The sequence below is a fragment of the Leptothoe sp. PORK10 BA2 genome, from assembly GCF_034932105.1.
Classification (GTDB): domain Bacteria; phylum Cyanobacteriota; class Cyanobacteriia; order Phormidesmidales; family Phormidesmidaceae; genus Leptothoe.
Genome location: NZ_JAYGIG010000144.1, coordinates 1 through 14,209, shown reverse-complemented (window position 1 = coordinate 14,209; position 14,209 = coordinate 1). Strand labels below are relative to the sequence as shown.

At 51.3% G+C, this 14,209-nt stretch carries 12 protein-coding genes; 7 read left to right on the top strand and 5 right to left on the bottom strand.

Annotated features, from left to right (window positions below; translation table 11 throughout):
* A partial coding sequence (locus tag VB741_RS23135) for a COR domain-containing protein (RefSeq protein WP_323367584.1) occupies positions 1 to 1,966 on the top strand: 1,966 nt, incomplete at its 5' end.
* A gap of 267 nt (positions 1,967 to 2,233) precedes the next feature.
* Entirely contained in the window at positions 2,234 to 2,581 is a 348-nt protein-coding gene (locus VB741_RS23130) for a hypothetical protein (RefSeq protein WP_323367583.1), read from the top strand.
* A 51-nt stretch (positions 2,582 to 2,632) separates the two neighbouring features.
* Here VB741_RS23130 and VB741_RS23125 read toward each other — a convergent pair whose 3' ends face one another.
* Positions 2,633 to 3,625, bottom strand: coding sequence for a pentapeptide repeat-containing protein (locus VB741_RS23125; protein WP_323367582.1), 993 nt, complete (start codon positions 3,623 to 3,625; stop codon positions 2,633 to 2,635).
* The gene (locus VB741_RS23120) at positions 3,618 to 5,453 is read right to left on the bottom strand and encodes an adenylate/guanylate cyclase domain-containing protein (RefSeq protein ID WP_323367581.1); all 1,836 of its coding nucleotides are present in this window, start codon (positions 5,451 to 5,453) and stop codon (positions 3,618 to 3,620) included. Before VB741_RS23120 ends, VB741_RS23125 begins: the two co-directional genes overlap by 8 nt.
* Before the next feature lie 544 nt (positions 5,454 to 5,997).
* Between VB741_RS23120 and VB741_RS23115 the strand changes: the two genes are divergently transcribed.
* Positions 5,998 to 6,765: a leucine-rich repeat domain-containing protein gene (locus VB741_RS23115; protein ID WP_323367580.1), complete on the top strand. Its 768-nt coding sequence runs from the start codon at positions 5,998 to 6,000 to the stop codon at positions 6,763 to 6,765.
* 12 nt (positions 6,766 to 6,777) lie between these two features.
* On the opposite strand, the gene VB741_RS23110 is transcribed toward VB741_RS23115, so the two are convergent.
* Both VB741_RS23110 and VB741_RS23105 read right to left on the bottom strand, forming a co-directional pair.
* Positions 6,778 to 8,403 carry an ATP-binding protein gene (locus VB741_RS23110; protein WP_323367579.1) on the bottom strand — a complete coding sequence of 542 codons (1,626 nt, stop codon included), beginning with the start codon at positions 8,401 to 8,403 and terminating at the stop codon, positions 6,778 to 6,780.
* 272 nt (positions 8,404 to 8,675) lie between these two features.
* The gene (locus tag VB741_RS23105; RefSeq protein WP_323367578.1) at positions 8,676 to 9,848 is read right to left on the bottom strand and encodes a 1-acyl-sn-glycerol-3-phosphate acyltransferase; all 1,173 of its coding nucleotides are present in this window, start codon (positions 9,846 to 9,848) and stop codon (positions 8,676 to 8,678) included.
* 324 nt (positions 9,849 to 10,172) lie between these two features.
* Here VB741_RS23105 and VB741_RS23100 point away from each other — a divergent pair, with 324 nt between their 5' ends.
* Complete coding sequence (locus VB741_RS23100) at positions 10,173 to 10,964, top strand: SGNH/GDSL hydrolase family protein (protein ID WP_323367577.1); 792 nt, start codon at positions 10,173 to 10,175, stop codon at positions 10,962 to 10,964.
* Positions 10,965 to 11,111: 147 nt separating this feature from the next.
* Here the strand turns inward: VB741_RS23100 and VB741_RS23095 are convergent, their stop codons facing one another.
* Complete coding sequence (locus tag VB741_RS23095) at positions 11,112 to 11,579, bottom strand: hypothetical protein (RefSeq protein WP_323367576.1); 468 nt, start codon at positions 11,577 to 11,579, stop codon at positions 11,112 to 11,114.
* A 364-nt stretch (positions 11,580 to 11,943) separates the two neighbouring features.
* Between VB741_RS23095 and VB741_RS23090 the strand changes: the two genes are divergently transcribed.
* From VB741_RS23090 to VB741_RS23080, 3 genes are all read left to right on the top strand, one after another.
* Positions 11,944 to 12,399 (top strand): DUF4399 domain-containing protein, encoded by a 456-nt coding sequence (locus tag VB741_RS23090; RefSeq protein ID WP_323367575.1) that lies wholly within the window; start codon positions 11,944 to 11,946, stop codon positions 12,397 to 12,399.
* A gap of 45 nt (positions 12,400 to 12,444) precedes the next feature.
* Complete coding sequence (bioA, locus tag VB741_RS23085) at positions 12,445 to 13,728, top strand: adenosylmethionine--8-amino-7-oxononanoate transaminase (protein WP_323367574.1); 1,284 nt, start codon at positions 12,445 to 12,447, stop codon at positions 13,726 to 13,728.
* A gap of 117 nt (positions 13,729 to 13,845) precedes the next feature.
* Positions 13,846 to 14,094 (top strand): hypothetical protein, encoded by a 249-nt coding sequence (locus VB741_RS23080; RefSeq protein ID WP_323367573.1) that lies wholly within the window; start codon positions 13,846 to 13,848, stop codon positions 14,092 to 14,094.
* The last annotated feature ends 115 nt before the right edge of the window (positions 14,095 to 14,209 follow it).

Here is a 14,209-nt window from a genome sequence, read left to right as displayed (position 1 = left end):
TAACCAAATCACCGAAATTCCCGATTCCATCGCTCAGCTCTCGGCTCTACAACACCTCGACCTCAGCTCTAACCAAATCACCGAAATTCCCGATTCCATCGCTCAGCTCTCGGCTCTACAACACCTCTACCTCCGCTCTAACCAAATCACCGAAATTCCCGATTCCATCGCTCAGCTCTCGGCTCTACAACACCTCTACCTCAGCTCTAACCAAATCACCGAAATTCCACAGCGTTTAGAAACCTTAAATCAGTTAAAAACCCTCGATGTACGTCACAACCCATTACCAATCGCCCCAGAAATCCTAGGGCCTCCAGAGGAGTATGAAGAACCAGGTTCTATCTCTGGCATCTTCAACTACTGTCGTCAGCTTCGTAGTGGCGAGGTTCGGCCCCTCAACGAAGCCAAACTGATCCTTGTTGGCCAGGGCAGTGTCGGCAAAACCTCCCTAATCAACCGGCTACTCGAAGACAGCTTTAACCCCAATGAAAAACAGACTGACGGTCTCAAAGTCTCAGACTGGAAGATCTCTGTAAACACCAAAGAAGTCCGTCTCAATGTGTGGGACTTTGGCGGCCAAGAAATTTACCATGCCACCCATCAGTTCTTCCTCACCAAACGTAGTCTATACCTCCTCGTCTGCAACTGCCGCACCAGCGAAGACGAAAACCGTCTCGACTATTGGCTCAAACTGATCGACAGCTTTGGTGACAAGTCCCCCGTCATCATCGTCGGCAACAAAAGTGATGAACAGCCCCTTGACATCAACCGTAAGGCCCTACGGGAAAAATATCCCAACATCCAAACCATTCTGGAAACCTCTTGCCAAACAGGCAAAGGTATCGAAGACCTAAAACAAGCCATTATCCAACAAGTAGGCCAGCTCAAAGAAGTCTACGATCTGTTGCCCCTCTCTTGGTTTCAAGTTAAAGAAAACCTAGAAGCTATGCAGCAAGACTTCATTACCTATAACGAATACATTGGCATCTGCTACGGTAACGCCATTACCGATGAAACCAACCAAGCCCAGCTGATCGGCCTACTACACAACCTGGGTCTAGTACTCAACTTTCGCGAACACCACCTACTGCACAACACCAACGTGCTCAACCCTGACTGGGTGACCCGGGGCATCTACAAGCTCCTGAGCGATGATGATCTTAAGATCAAAGCTAAAGGCCAGCTCACATTAGCTGATCTCAGCCGTATCCTCCCCGTCGAGCGCTACCCAACCGATCGAAACCAGTTCCTAGTCGATCTCATGGCAGAATTTCAACTTTGCTTTCAGCTACCCGAGTGTCAGCCAACTCGCTACCTTATTCCCGGCATTCTCCCCAAGGAAGAACCGGAGGATACCAGTCTAAAAGGCGAAACTCTAGAGTTTCAATATCACTACACCGTTCTTCCCGACAGCGTCATCTCTCGCTTTATTGTTCTCACCCACGAAAAAATCCATGAACAGCTCTACTGGCGCAGTGGCGTCATGTTAGCCTATACCGAAAATGACGAAGTCTATAACATTGCCCGCATCAAAGCCGACCCCTCCGACAACAAAGTCTTCATCGCCGTCAGCGGCAAAGAATCCACCCGCAGGCTTTTTCTAGGACTCATCCGTGATGTATTCAAAAAAATCCATACCAATGTTGCTAAGCCGACTGAGTGGGTCCCAGTGCCTGAGCATGATGATCAGCCACCGCTAAACTATCAAGACTTATTGAGTTTAGAAGATATGGGTGAACAGACTGTAATTGTGCCCAAACTCAAACTCAGAGTGAATCTACGCCAACTCCTCGACGGATATGAGCCTCTCGAAGTACGGCAACTCAGACAAAAAGGCATCGATGTAGAAAGCTCTGGACAAAATACAAATATTTTCATTGACGCTTCGCGTAAAAACCTACACCAGCATGGCGATGGAGATAACTTTGGTGGCGACCTTGTAGAAGGCCATAAAACAGGCACATAAAAATAAAATTCAAAGCTATTCTAGGCATAACCCAGTACTTTCCATAAATACACCAACCAACCCGCAGCTCCTCGACATCGTCGCCCTAAAATCAGACCTACCAGCCCCATAACCTCACCGCTGGCCAAGTCGGCACCCCAGTCGAGCAGCTATCCCCCAACATCTACGCAGTCAAAATTCAGTGACAACCATGGCCAAACCTATGCCATGCCGCCACTCCACACCGATCAAGTCCTAAAACTAATCTACACACCAGGAGAACCAACCATGGGCAACACCATCCACCAATATGGCTCTGGCGATAACATCGCAGGCGACAAAGTCATGGGCGACAAAATCCACAGCCAAATCCACAACAGCCAAAACCTCACCCAAGCCGCCCAAGAAATTAAAGAGCTGCTGACCCAACTCGAAACCGACTACGACCCCACCACCCCCGTTGGCCAAACCATGATGACCGCGAAACTAGTCGAATCCGTCGACCATAACCCCACCCTCAAAGCCCGAGTCATCAACGCCCTCAAAGAAGGCGGCAGCGCCGCCCTCGAAGCAGCCATCGATCATCCAGTCGTCAAACCCGTAGTCGCCGCCCTCAAAGGCTTTATCGATGCATAGCCTCAAGTCTAAAATCGCCGCTCCAACCCACTACAGCCGCCTAGCAAAGCCCTAATCGAGCACTTTCCCGTCAGGCATCGTGGTCCCGGCGAATTTTGCATCTACTAAGTTTGCGCTGCTCAGTTCAGCCCTAAATAGGATAGCCCCGGTCAGGTTCGCTTCGCCTAAGTTCGTACGGCCCAGGTAGGCGTTGGTCAGATCCGCCTGGGTAAGGTCTGCGCCGCTCAGGTTGGCGCGACTCAAATCGGCCCGCAGCAGTCGGGCATCGCTCATAACGATTTGGAAGAGCTGGGCCCCACACAGTTTAGCGTCGGTAAAGTTAACGCCCTTGAGGTTGGCACCGGTAAAGTCACAACCTGCTAAGTTGGCCCGCTGGGCACGGGTACGGGTGAGGTTGGCATAGCGTAGATTGGCCCCTTCTAACTGGGCATCGGCCAAGGACGCCCCCCTCAGGTTCGCGCCGTTGAGGTTGGCATTGCGCAGGTCTGCATTCTTCAGAAAGGCTTCGCTGAGGTTGGCTCCGCTCAGGTCCACATTGGCCAGGTCCGCACCCTTTAGATTAGCTCCGCGCAGGTCCACCTGTCGCAGATGGGCCCCGCGCAAAATAGTTTGCTCACTGCGTAATTCTTGCCGTAGATTGGCACCCCGCAGGCAGGCTCCGGTCAGGTTGGCTCCGCTCAGGTCCGCATTGCGTAAATCAGCATCAGCCAAGTTCACGTCAAATAGGTCCGCCAGGGTGAGGTCCGCACCGCGTAGATCTGCTCCCTGGAGACTGGCCCCATGCAGGTTGGCATCACTGAGGTTGGCATAGATCAAATTGGCCTGGTTGAGATTAACGCCCCTGAGGTTGGCATGGCTCAAGTTGGCCTGTTGGAAATTGACCCGACTCAAGTAGGAAAACATCAGGTCCGTGCGCTCTAGGTCGGCCTTGGAAAAGTTAGCGCCAATCAGGTCTGCTTTGGGGAGTTGCAAACCTGCTAAGCATAGACTTCTAAAGTCTTTTTGACCACTGTTATAACAGTCTAGAAGTTCATTCTTATCCATAGGATGCGGGCCTCATGGAGGAAACAGGGGGAACAGAGGTCACAGCAGCGGGAATAGTAGCTTTGGCCCCTACAGGCACCGGAGGAGATTTGTCGGGTTCGGCATAGTAGGGCTTAATGGCATTCAAGATGGCTGTGACCACAGGCTCATTCTCTTCAGTGTCTTCTAGGCAATGGACAATGATCGACAGCTTACTTTCTAAGTCTTGAAACGATGGACAATAGTTAAAGACCTCTCGCAAAAAGTCTTCTAAGGTTTTACTGCGCAGCAGCGACCACTCTTGTGAACTACCGGTAAATGGACTGTAAAGAGTGGAGTGCAACAGAATTTTAGCCCGTAGCGGATTGCAGTACTTGATAATGTCCAGACGTAGCTCAAACAGATCGGCCCGGTCTTTGACTTGGGCCATATCTGCCATGGATGGCTCTTCCACCGGCTTCGCTGAGAAGGCAACGGTGTTTTCTGGATGGATGCCGACGGGAAGATCGCCAAAACAGGTTTCGGGGCTATCGGTGTCGTTGGAGTTGCTAAACCCCGGTGTCGACATCGGGATCAGCTCCGTCTGGACACTGTATAGGGGATGAAACGCCTTGAAAATGGTGTTGACGATCTTGGTGTACTTAGCTTTGCGGTTGAGGTGATGTAGCAGGTGGCGCAGCCGATATTTGAGATCGTTGGGGGTGGGGGTGAGCTGGTAAAGCTGCTTCACCAATATAGCCGTGTCTGTCTGTTCAATTTTTCGGATATCTGTTTCCCATACCGTATGGCAGAGGCAGTAAAGGACTTTTTTGATGCGAGTAATTTGGCCATCGGCCTCCAGCTCATCGGCTACATGCTGATAGCGATCTTTGGACTCCCCGGCCACTTCTTCGGCCACATCCTCAGGATGGTTGGCTGCGTGCTCAGACTCTTCCTCAGCGGCAGCTAAGCGGTTAGCTGCCCGTTCAATATAGAGGGGAGTAATGGCCTGCAGAATATCTTCGGCCACATCGGAGTAAATTTCTTTGTGGTTAAGGGTGGCGACAATGCGATAAAGGCTGGCACGACACTGATCCACCGATGGATTACGCCGCATGAGAGCATGGATCAGATGCTGTAGGGAAAACTGATCTAGGACGGTGGTGTCGTTTTCCCACAGATTTTGGCAGGTACCAAAGATCAGCTTTTTTATACGGAGATGGTCCGCATGATCACCTAAGGTCTGTAATGCCTTATCTAGTGGGCTGTCAAAAATATATCCTTCAGCAGATTCGGCAAAAAATGGTCGGGTCAACTCCGTGTCACAGATGTCTAAATCAAAGACGGGACGTATCTGATAGGCGGGAACCTGTTCTTGAATATTCTTGAGATTTAGCGGCCCGAGGAAGGTGGCATCCAGATCTAGCCTACCTTTGACCACATCGTAGACCACTTGGGAAACACAGATTTCTCCAGGGGCAGCAAAGCTTTCTAGTCTAGCAGCGATGTTGACGCCATTACCCATGACGTCTGAGTCGTTGATGTAAACATCGCCAAGATGGACACCAATGCGATGATCAAAGCTTTCCCGCTTACTCCCCCGGCGCAATTTTTTTTGAATATTGAGCGCACAGGCAACTGCCTGGGCCGCACTAAAGAAGCACATCAACAGACCATCGCCGGTTGACTTGAGGACTTGACCGTTAAACACATTGCACAAGCTTGCAATCTGTTTCAGATCTCGATTGATAGTGGCCAGTGCCCGCTCTTCATCGACGGACATCTGAGCACTGAAACCTACTGCGTCAGTCACCACGATGGCGGCGAGTACACGCTGCTGGTTTTGAAGCGATGGTTGCGCTCCTTCCATAGAAAACCTGACTGACGAGACTACCTGATATTAAGATTACCCTAGCCATAGAGGGAGATCCGTACATCATGAAGCAATGAATATGGAATTTTCGGAAGAATTTACTCGGCCTTTTTAAGTCTTCGTACTAAAATCCTTGATTACTGGTAGATCGCAAACCCTTTTATTCTCATAGCAATATAACTCGTATTTTTGGTTCGCGATAGGCCAATCTGGGGATCGGATCCTAAATCACGTACTTATTTTTCTCCTGTGGTATTAGTTTTGCCCTAGCCATACTGACGGGTGCCCATGGGTTCAAAAATGCTGAGCGTAGGCAAAGAACGCCCAGGTCACGCTTTATACCAGCCATGGGTGAGCATACTGACAGACTGATTGGTAACGCTGCTGTAGCGTTTTGAGGGATGCTCCCATGAGTCCGGTGGGAGAGCAAATAATGGTCAAATATAATGGGTCAAATATAAATGGTTCTTAAAAGTGATGGACCCGAGGATGATTTGGTGGTCCAATGCTGGGGAGTCTCGCAGACGGAAAGTGACGAAACATGATGATGCCCCAACTCAAGCCTTTAGCTGTGAACCGGATGGCTGCCATGGCAGCGGTCTGCTGTACGACAGCAGTGTACTGTACGACAGCGGTGGCAACGCCTGCGATCGCACAGCCAACATTTGCCGATCTCTGTGAGGCGTATCAGGGCATTTCCAGCAACTGGAGTAGCCTGCTCTATGGCCGGTCCTATGCTTGGCAAACAGTGGAGGCCCTGATGGCCGCTATCCCCGTCAGCAATTGCCAGCGGGCCGAAAGTTGGCTGGCCGCTGTGGACAGCCTGTGGGGGCCCCAGCTCCAGACGACCTATTTGCCCACCAATGGCTTGATGGTGGATTTTCCCATCGGTGTGGATTTGCAAATGATTGCGATCGCAACGCCCAATCTCACCGACCTCAACCTTAGCGGCCATGTCATTCCAGACTTAGCCCCCATTACTGCCCTGGACCAGCTCCACACCTTGCGAGTGGCCAACACCCAACTGCAAGACATCAGCCCCCTCACCGCCCTGACCCAGCTCACCACCCTGGATATCAGCTACAACCAAATTCACAGCATTGCCTCCGTCGGCAATATACCCACCCTCCGTTCCCTCAACGCGTCCTACAATCCCTTTACCGACATCAGCCCCATTGGCAAAATTCTCATCCCTGCCGTAGAACAAGAATGGCAGCTGCTCGACCTCAGCGGCATTGCCATTGACTCTGACACCTGTCCCGACAACCTAGGTGATATTTGTGACAGCAGCTCCGAAGGGGATTTCTAAAAGCGAAGATTGCTAAAGTTGCTGCTCGGGATCCATGGGCAGGTAAATGTCAAAGCAGGTGCCGCCACCGGGTTCAGACCGAAGCAATAGCTGTCCTCGGTGCTGCTGTGTAACAATCTGATAGCTAATGGCTAGCCCCATGCCCGTGCCTTGGCCCACGGGCTTAGTGGTAAAAAATGGATCAAAAATTTGAGCTTTGGCTGCCTCGGAGATGCCAGCGCCATTGTCACTAATAGAAATAACAATGTGTCCATGGTCTTTTTGAGCGGTCGATATCTCAATCTGAGGAGACCATGGGCTCTGGTCTCGTGGTCTCTGACCCAGAGCATCGATCGCATTGGTCAACACATTCATAAATACCTGGTTGAGAGGCCCCGGATAGCAAACAATGGGAGGAAGGGAGCCATAGTTTTTCACCACTTCAATGGGCATATCTGTTGACTGTAGACGATGGCGCAAAATGGTCAGGGTACTGTTCAGTCCCTCATGGATGTCAACCAATTTTGCCCCGGTCTCATCAAGGCGAGAGAAATTCCGCAAAGAGTCGACAATAGTACGAATGCGATCGGCTCCCACCTGCATCGAGGTGGCCAGCTTCAAAAAGTCGGCTTGGAGAAAATCAAGATCTAGGTTTTCTAGGGCCGTTTGAATAGCGGGGCCGGGGCTGGGATAGGCCGATTGATACAACTTAACCAGGTGCAGTAGCTCTTGCACATAGTCCTTGGCATGGTCCAGATTGCCATCAATAAAGCTAATGGGATTATTAATCTCATGGGCGATGCCCGCCACCATTTGCCCCAGGCTAGACATTTTTTCGCCTTGCATCAGGATCAGCTGGGTTTGGCGCAGGGCGGCTTGGGCCTGTTTGCGATCGCGAATATCCAAATCCAAGCAATACATCTCAGGTTCACCCTGGAGATTGGTCAGCATAATATGGCTAGAAAACACCTCCACGGGCGCACCACTTTTATGGCGCAGCGTCAGCTCATCGGCCGGAATCGGCATCCCCCCCTGTACCCAGTTATCCACAGCCTGAACCACCATGTCACGCATGGAGTCCGGAATAATCAAATCCTCTAGCAACTGCCCCATGGCTTCTTCACGGGTGTAACCATAAATTTCCTCACTAGCCCGATTCCAAGCCACCACCCGACGGTTGCGATCGTAAACTTGCATACCAATCAGGGGCACCCCTTCAAACAGAGATCTAAACCGGTCCTCACTCTGCCGCAGGGCCATTTCAGTAGTCCTGCGTTCGGTCGTATCCTCGATGATCAGTAAAACATTACTGACAGCCCCCTCCACGGTGGGCTGCACTCCAGGAATTACTTCAATGGAGAACCAGTACTGACTCTCAGCAAGGGTAACCCTATGGTCAAACGTAACGGTCTGGCCACCCTCCAACGCTTGCCAAAAGTAGGGCGTAGGATCCGTATCTGCTGTCAAAACATCGTCAAAAGAACAATGAATTAACTGTTCAACCGGTGCTGACAGCAACTGGGCCATGGCCGGATTCACATCCGTCAGCAGAAACCGATTTCCCTGCCATTGCAGGCAACACATGGCTCTGGAGCTGCCCTGCCAGAGACCTAAAAGACTGGGTGTTGAACAAACAATGGAATCATATCCTTCAGTCACACATTCGTTCATGAAGCAGGCAATGACGACACATCTCTATATACTCTATCTAAATTGCCTAGATGCTAACGACAACTGACAAGACAAGCGACTGCTGATAACAACTTACTAATAAACTTAATAAACTAATCGATATATCAATAGATATTGACAAAATATCACTTATCCACATAGCTTGTCCACTGGCAAGGCTGCCCTGCCCCCCTTGTGCTACTCGATGGAGCGCTACCCATGGGCTGTTAGAGTCGCTACCAGGAGACTAAATTAAATTTTTAAATTAAATTAGTTTGTACTCCTTGGCGGAGCTGCTCCGTCAGCTGACCCACCGTACCAGCTTTATCTCGGCGAAAATCAGCTACATAGTGCTTCAGGTTAATGGGCTCACCGACACGAAAAATGGCTTGGCGGTGTGCCTTAGGCTGAATATGTTCCACCTGATAGACCTCCCGTTCCAGCCGCATTAGAGTGTCTAGGAATCTCTCGGGGGTAGGATCGTCCGCCACGTAACCATCATAAATAGCATCAAAGTTGAGCAGCCGCACCGTTGTCCAGTAAAGGGCATCGTCTTCGGCAATGGTTTTGGGTTCTTCGGTTTCTAACAGGGCTTGGATTTTATACACCCGTTCTCGAATGGTAGTTCCGTTGGATGGCAGGTCTAACTGCTGTTCACACCGAGCAATCACATGGTTGCGCAACCGGTCAATGCGCGGGTTCCAGTCCTGTTCCGGCTGATTGGCCAGGCCATATTCTGTTTCAAGCCGGGCCAGTACGCGGCCTGCGATCGCCAGCAGCCGTGAATAAAAAGTCCGAGGTTCTCCAGCCTCAGCCGCCATAATTCCCAGCGCTTGCTCCAGCCCCTGCAACGTATCCTCAATGATGGCGGTCATGGGCTGCGTATAGCGATACTTGAGCGATATCGGTACCACATACAAGTCTGTATTTGGGTCTTGCTTCGTCAGCTGCGCGATCACCTGCAACGGCATCTGAATCGCCCCCGGGCGAAACGGCATCACCGTACCATTTTGATAGGAACACCCCCCCTCTGGAAAAATCACCACCTGGGCCTGGGGGGTTTTTAATAAACTCAAAGTCTGGGCAATGCTCGCCCGATCCCCCAACCCCCGCCGGATAGAATAGCAACCCATCCACTGCAAAAACCGACCCTGGAACCCCCGAAACGACTCCTTAGCGACAACGTAGTGCCACAGCTGACCCACCCGAGCCGCCAGGCTAAATAGCACCATGCCATCCTCCATGGTGGGATGGTTACACACATACACCACACGAGTTCCAGCCATGGCACGGAGCTTAGCCACATCGTCTTCCGAGACCACTAACCCACATTGATACAGCCGCTGCAGCACCAGGTAGGAAACACTCTGTACCAACCGAATCAATAACGGTTTCTGCTTGGGAGGAAAAAATAACGTCGTCTCAGGAGCCATAAAATCAACCGTCGGGGGAAATCTACCCAGCCAAAAAGCACTCTATGGTTATGCCCTGCCGCAACCCCAAATGGCAACCATTTTTCCCATCCTCCATCCCCCCGTAATCGAGCATCCCACCTCTACACCCGAGCCTCACAAAGATTAGTCAAACCTTTAAAGCAGGCCGAAAGAACCCTATGATCAATAGTTCAACCCAGAAGCCAGCCGTTAGGCTAACATCATTTGGAACAAACGATATAGAAATGTTAGTCACAACCTACACGTTAAGACATCAACCTATTCCAGCATCTCTTGCAACTTGAATATCCATCGCGCAAGGCTATGAAATTGGTCAAGTTTAGCTCGCTACTGACATATGTGGGGATACCTCTGGTAGGTGCTTCAGTAGCTCTCAATTTTTTCCTCTACGGACAGCTTACAAAATACTACGTTGAACTGAACCAGGTTCGCTTAGATCCCTTAGGTCTCAGTTACTACAATCAAGATCTAAAACTCAGCGAGAAGGGCGATACCAAACGGGTCGTCATCTTTGGAGACTCTAGGGCTGAAGACTGGACTGCGCCTAATTTAGAAGGCTATGAATTTATTAACCGAGGGGTGGGGGGGCAAACATCGGCCCAAGCGATCCAGCGCTTCGAGTCCCATGTGGGGGAGTTAGATCCTGACATTGTTGTGATTCAAGTCGGGGTCAATGATCTTAAAGCCATTCCCCTGATGCCAGAAAGTCGCAACATTATTATTGATCTCTGCCGCTCCAACATTCGTCAAATGGTGGAAAAGTCCCAAGCATTGGGCGCCGTTGTGATTGTCACGACCATTCTCCCCGTTGGAGAAGTCCCCCTAATTCGTCAACCCGTGTGGTCCGACGATATTGCCCAGGCCATTAATGAAGTCAATGGATACATTGGTTCCTTAGCCGATGATCAGGTGATGATCTTTGATGGATTTTCTGCGATCGCAGATGGCGAAGGACTCTTGTCCGAAAACCACCGCAAGGATGAATTACACCTCAACGAGCAGGGCTATACCCGCCTAAACAAGGCTTTTGTTGAGTTTTTTAATACCGCAGATATTCCCCTTACGCCTGCTGAGGGGGAAGAACAAACCTCTTAAAACCTAAGGGCAACAAAGCTATTAGCGAGCCCTATGATCGTTAACCAGAGGCGTCAAGCCATAGACAAAAAAAGCCCCGCTAATAGCGGGGCTAAGGAGAGTCAAACTTTTAAACAAGGAGATAGTCGTTCAAAGCAGCGACCAAACTTAGAAGCTGTAGCCAATGCCTGCAATGAAGTCCACATCATCGCTCCCATCTTGGAACGGAGACCAAACAACAGAACCATTGACCAGCCAATTGTTAGTCACGCGATAGTCAGTACCACCAGTCACAGCAGCCTCAACAGAACTATCGTCACCTAGCTCACCACTAATACCAGCGCCAAGGAAGGGATTGACACGACCCGCAGCATCAAGGGCATTGAAGTCATAGGTAATGGGTAGAACGTAGTTGACATCTTCACTGTCGTCAAAGTCAAAATCAGTGCTAACGGCAGGACGCACAGATAAATGCTCGGACAAGGAGATTTTACCATTAACAACAAATCCCTCATCACTGCCGCCGATACCAACATAGTTATAATCAGAAGCTTCTTGAGCAGAGGCGGTTAGGGGAGCTGCAGCTAGGACTACAGCAGTGAGGCCAAGGGAGCAAAGAATACGGTTAAAAAACATGGTGAGATTCCTCGAAACGTTTGTAGTAGGCCGAGGAGCTAGCTGTTGGCCCTTAGCGCAACAAGTAACTGAACCTCGTTTCCATGTCCTTGTTGTATCCCTAGTGACCCACCTGTGCACAAACGGAGGGGACACTTTCTACGATTGGTCTACTTTTTTGGGGTTCAAACCATTGAAAAATCGTTCAAATTAGCTGTGCCAGTTGGAACTATGGTCGTAATCATTGCACAATCCGTATGGGGCTATAGACATGGGCATAGAGCTTTAGATGGACCAACATTGGGCTAGCGGATCAACAACGGTTTACCATGGACAATGTTCAGTCTTATCCCATGTCCCCCGTAGGCTATCTAGGTTACTTACCGTGAAAACAGTAAAAATCATCCAGCGCAGCTTTCTCACCTTAGTTTTGTGTCTCACCTGTCTGTTGGGTTTAGGCACTCCCCCCGTCTACGGAGCAGACCTCTCCCCAGCACCTGAGACCGCAAAAGCCTATATTATTACCCCCAGCAATGGAGATACGGTCAAGGCTCCCTTCACCGTGCAGTTTGGGCTGTCGGGTATGGGCATCGCCCCGGCAGGGGTAGATCGTCCCAATACGGGCCATCACCATTTAATGGTAGATGTGGATCAGCTACCGTCCTTAACGGAACCGCTCCAGGGTTCTGAGCACGTTCTCCACTATGGGGCAGGCCAAACCGAAACCCAGCTCACCCTCGCTCCTGGCGAGCACACATTACAGCTAGTCCTGGGCAACTACAGCCACATTCCCCACGACAAGCCAGTGCTGTCTAAGAAAATTACAGTCACGGTTGAATAGCATTGGTGGATGAATGGCCCCACGCCCACCCCACTGCCAACCACCATGAACCCCTTACCCACGGACCAGCTACTCGCCATCGACCGGCAGCATGTGTGGCATCCCTACGCTGCCATGCCCAATCCCCTGCCGACATTTCCAGTTAAATCGGCCCAGGGGGTGCACATCGAGTTAGAAGATGGCCGCACCTTAGTGGACGGCATGTCCTCCTGGTGGACCTGCATCCACGGGTATAACCATCCCCGGCTGAATCAGGCCGCCCAGGATCAGATCGGCCGCATGTCCCATGTGATGTTCGGTGGGCTCACCCACCAGCCTGCGGTGCAGCTTGCCCAGCGATTGGTGGACCTCACCCCACCGCCCTTACAGCAGGTGTTCTTCTGTGACTCTGGCTCAGTGGCGGTGGAAGTGGCCATGAAAATGGCCATTCAATATTGGTACAACCTGGGTAAACCCGAGAAACACCGCTTTCTCACCGTCCGGGGCGGCTACCATGGGGACACCTTTGATGCCATGTCCGTGTGTGACCCAGTGACTGGGATGCACCACCTGTTTAACCAGGTTTTGCGGCAACAGTATTTTGCGAATATTCCCCAGATTCCATTCTGGGGGGTGTGGAACGATACAGATATTCAGAGTTTTGAACAGCTGCTGGTGGAAAACCACGGCAAGATTGCAGCAGCCATCTTTGAACCAGTAGTCCAGGGTGCTGGGGGCATGCGGTTTTACAGCCCTGACTATGTGCGTCGGGCCAGGGAGCTTTGCGACCAGTATGGGGTGCTCTTGATTTTGGATGAAATTGCCACGGGCTTTGGCCGGACAGGCCAGATGTTTGCCTGCGAACATGCCAGGGTTGCCCCTGATATTCTCTGTATCGGCAAGGCGTTGTCGGGCGGGTTTATGTCCCTAGCGGCCACCCTCACCACCCCCCACATTAGTCAGGTCTTTTCCCAGGGAGATGCCGGGGTGTTTATGCACGGTCCCACCTTTATGGCCAATCCCCTAGCCTGTGCCGTGGCCCTAGAAAATTTGGCCCTGCTAGACAGCTACGACTGGCGCTCTAAGATTCAACAGATGGAGGCGCAACTTAAAGCAGAGTTGGCCCCTTGCCGCGAGTCCCCACTGGTCAGAGAAGTCCGAGTGCTCGGCGGCATCGGTGTGGTGGAACTCCGCGAACCGGTTGATATGGCAGTCATGCAGTCCCGTTGTGTAGACCATGGGGTATGGCTGCGGCCCTTTGGCAAACTGCTGTACACCATGCCCCCCTACGTAATTGAGCCCAGGGAACTCAGTTGCATTACCCAGGCAATGGTTGCCCTGACCAGGTAGGCTTTAACCCAGGTCCCAGTTAAAACGGTCATTTCTTCTACAGCAACATGACCGTTCTGGACTAGGACAACGTTTAGCAACCTCTCGCTGAAACCGATGACTATTGGAGATTTCACCATGGTGCGCTTTATCTCAATTGGTTGTACGACAGCTGGCCTGATGGCCCTCCTCAGTAGCTGCAATCCTGATACACAGAACGTCTCCCCCTCAAACAAGCCAACGGTGGCGGTCCCTGCTAATGCCGGGACCGCTGATGCCGGAACTGCTACTCCTGAAAACGCTGCTCCTGGGACCCCTGCCACTGGGACCGCCGATCCCGTCTCTAAGAAGGGCAGCGGCTTGGAAGCGAGTGGTCTATGGGCGTAACCGGTGTTCCTCGGCCATCAGTAAAGGGGCTGAAGTATTGTCAGTTGGAGGTTGTAGAGCATCAAGCAGGAAATAGGACTAGAGTTGGAATATGAACGCCAATCTAGTCCCAACA

Excerpts from the sequence above, each read along its gene's own strand:
- bioA (WP_323367574.1), top strand. The coding sequence starts at position 12,445 with ATGAACCCCTTACCCACGGACCAGCTACTCGCCATCGACCGGCAGCAT.
- VB741_RS23115 (WP_323367580.1), top strand. The coding sequence starts at position 5,998 with ATGATGATGCCCCAACTCAAGCCTTTAGCTGTGAACCGGATGGCTGCC.
- VB741_RS23095 (WP_323367576.1), bottom strand. The coding sequence starts at position 11,579 with ATGTTTTTTAACCGTATTCTTTGCTCCCTTGGCCTCACTGCTGTAGTC.
- VB741_RS23120 (WP_323367581.1), bottom strand. The coding sequence starts at position 5,453 with ATGGAAGGAGCGCAACCATCGCTTCAAAACCAGCAGCGTGTACTCGCC.
- VB741_RS23100 (WP_323367577.1), top strand. The coding sequence starts at position 10,173 with ATGAAATTGGTCAAGTTTAGCTCGCTACTGACATATGTGGGGATACCT.
- VB741_RS23130 (WP_323367583.1), top strand. The coding sequence starts at position 2,234 with ATGGGCAACACCATCCACCAATATGGCTCTGGCGATAACATCGCAGGC.
- VB741_RS23125 (WP_323367582.1), bottom strand. The coding sequence starts at position 3,625 with ATGGATAAGAATGAACTTCTAGACTGTTATAACAGTGGTCAAAAAGAC.
- VB741_RS23080 (WP_323367573.1), top strand. The coding sequence starts at position 13,846 with ATGGTGCGCTTTATCTCAATTGGTTGTACGACAGCTGGCCTGATGGCC.
- VB741_RS23105 (WP_323367578.1), bottom strand. The coding sequence starts at position 9,848 with ATGGCTCCTGAGACGACGTTATTTTTTCCTCCCAAGCAGAAACCGTTA.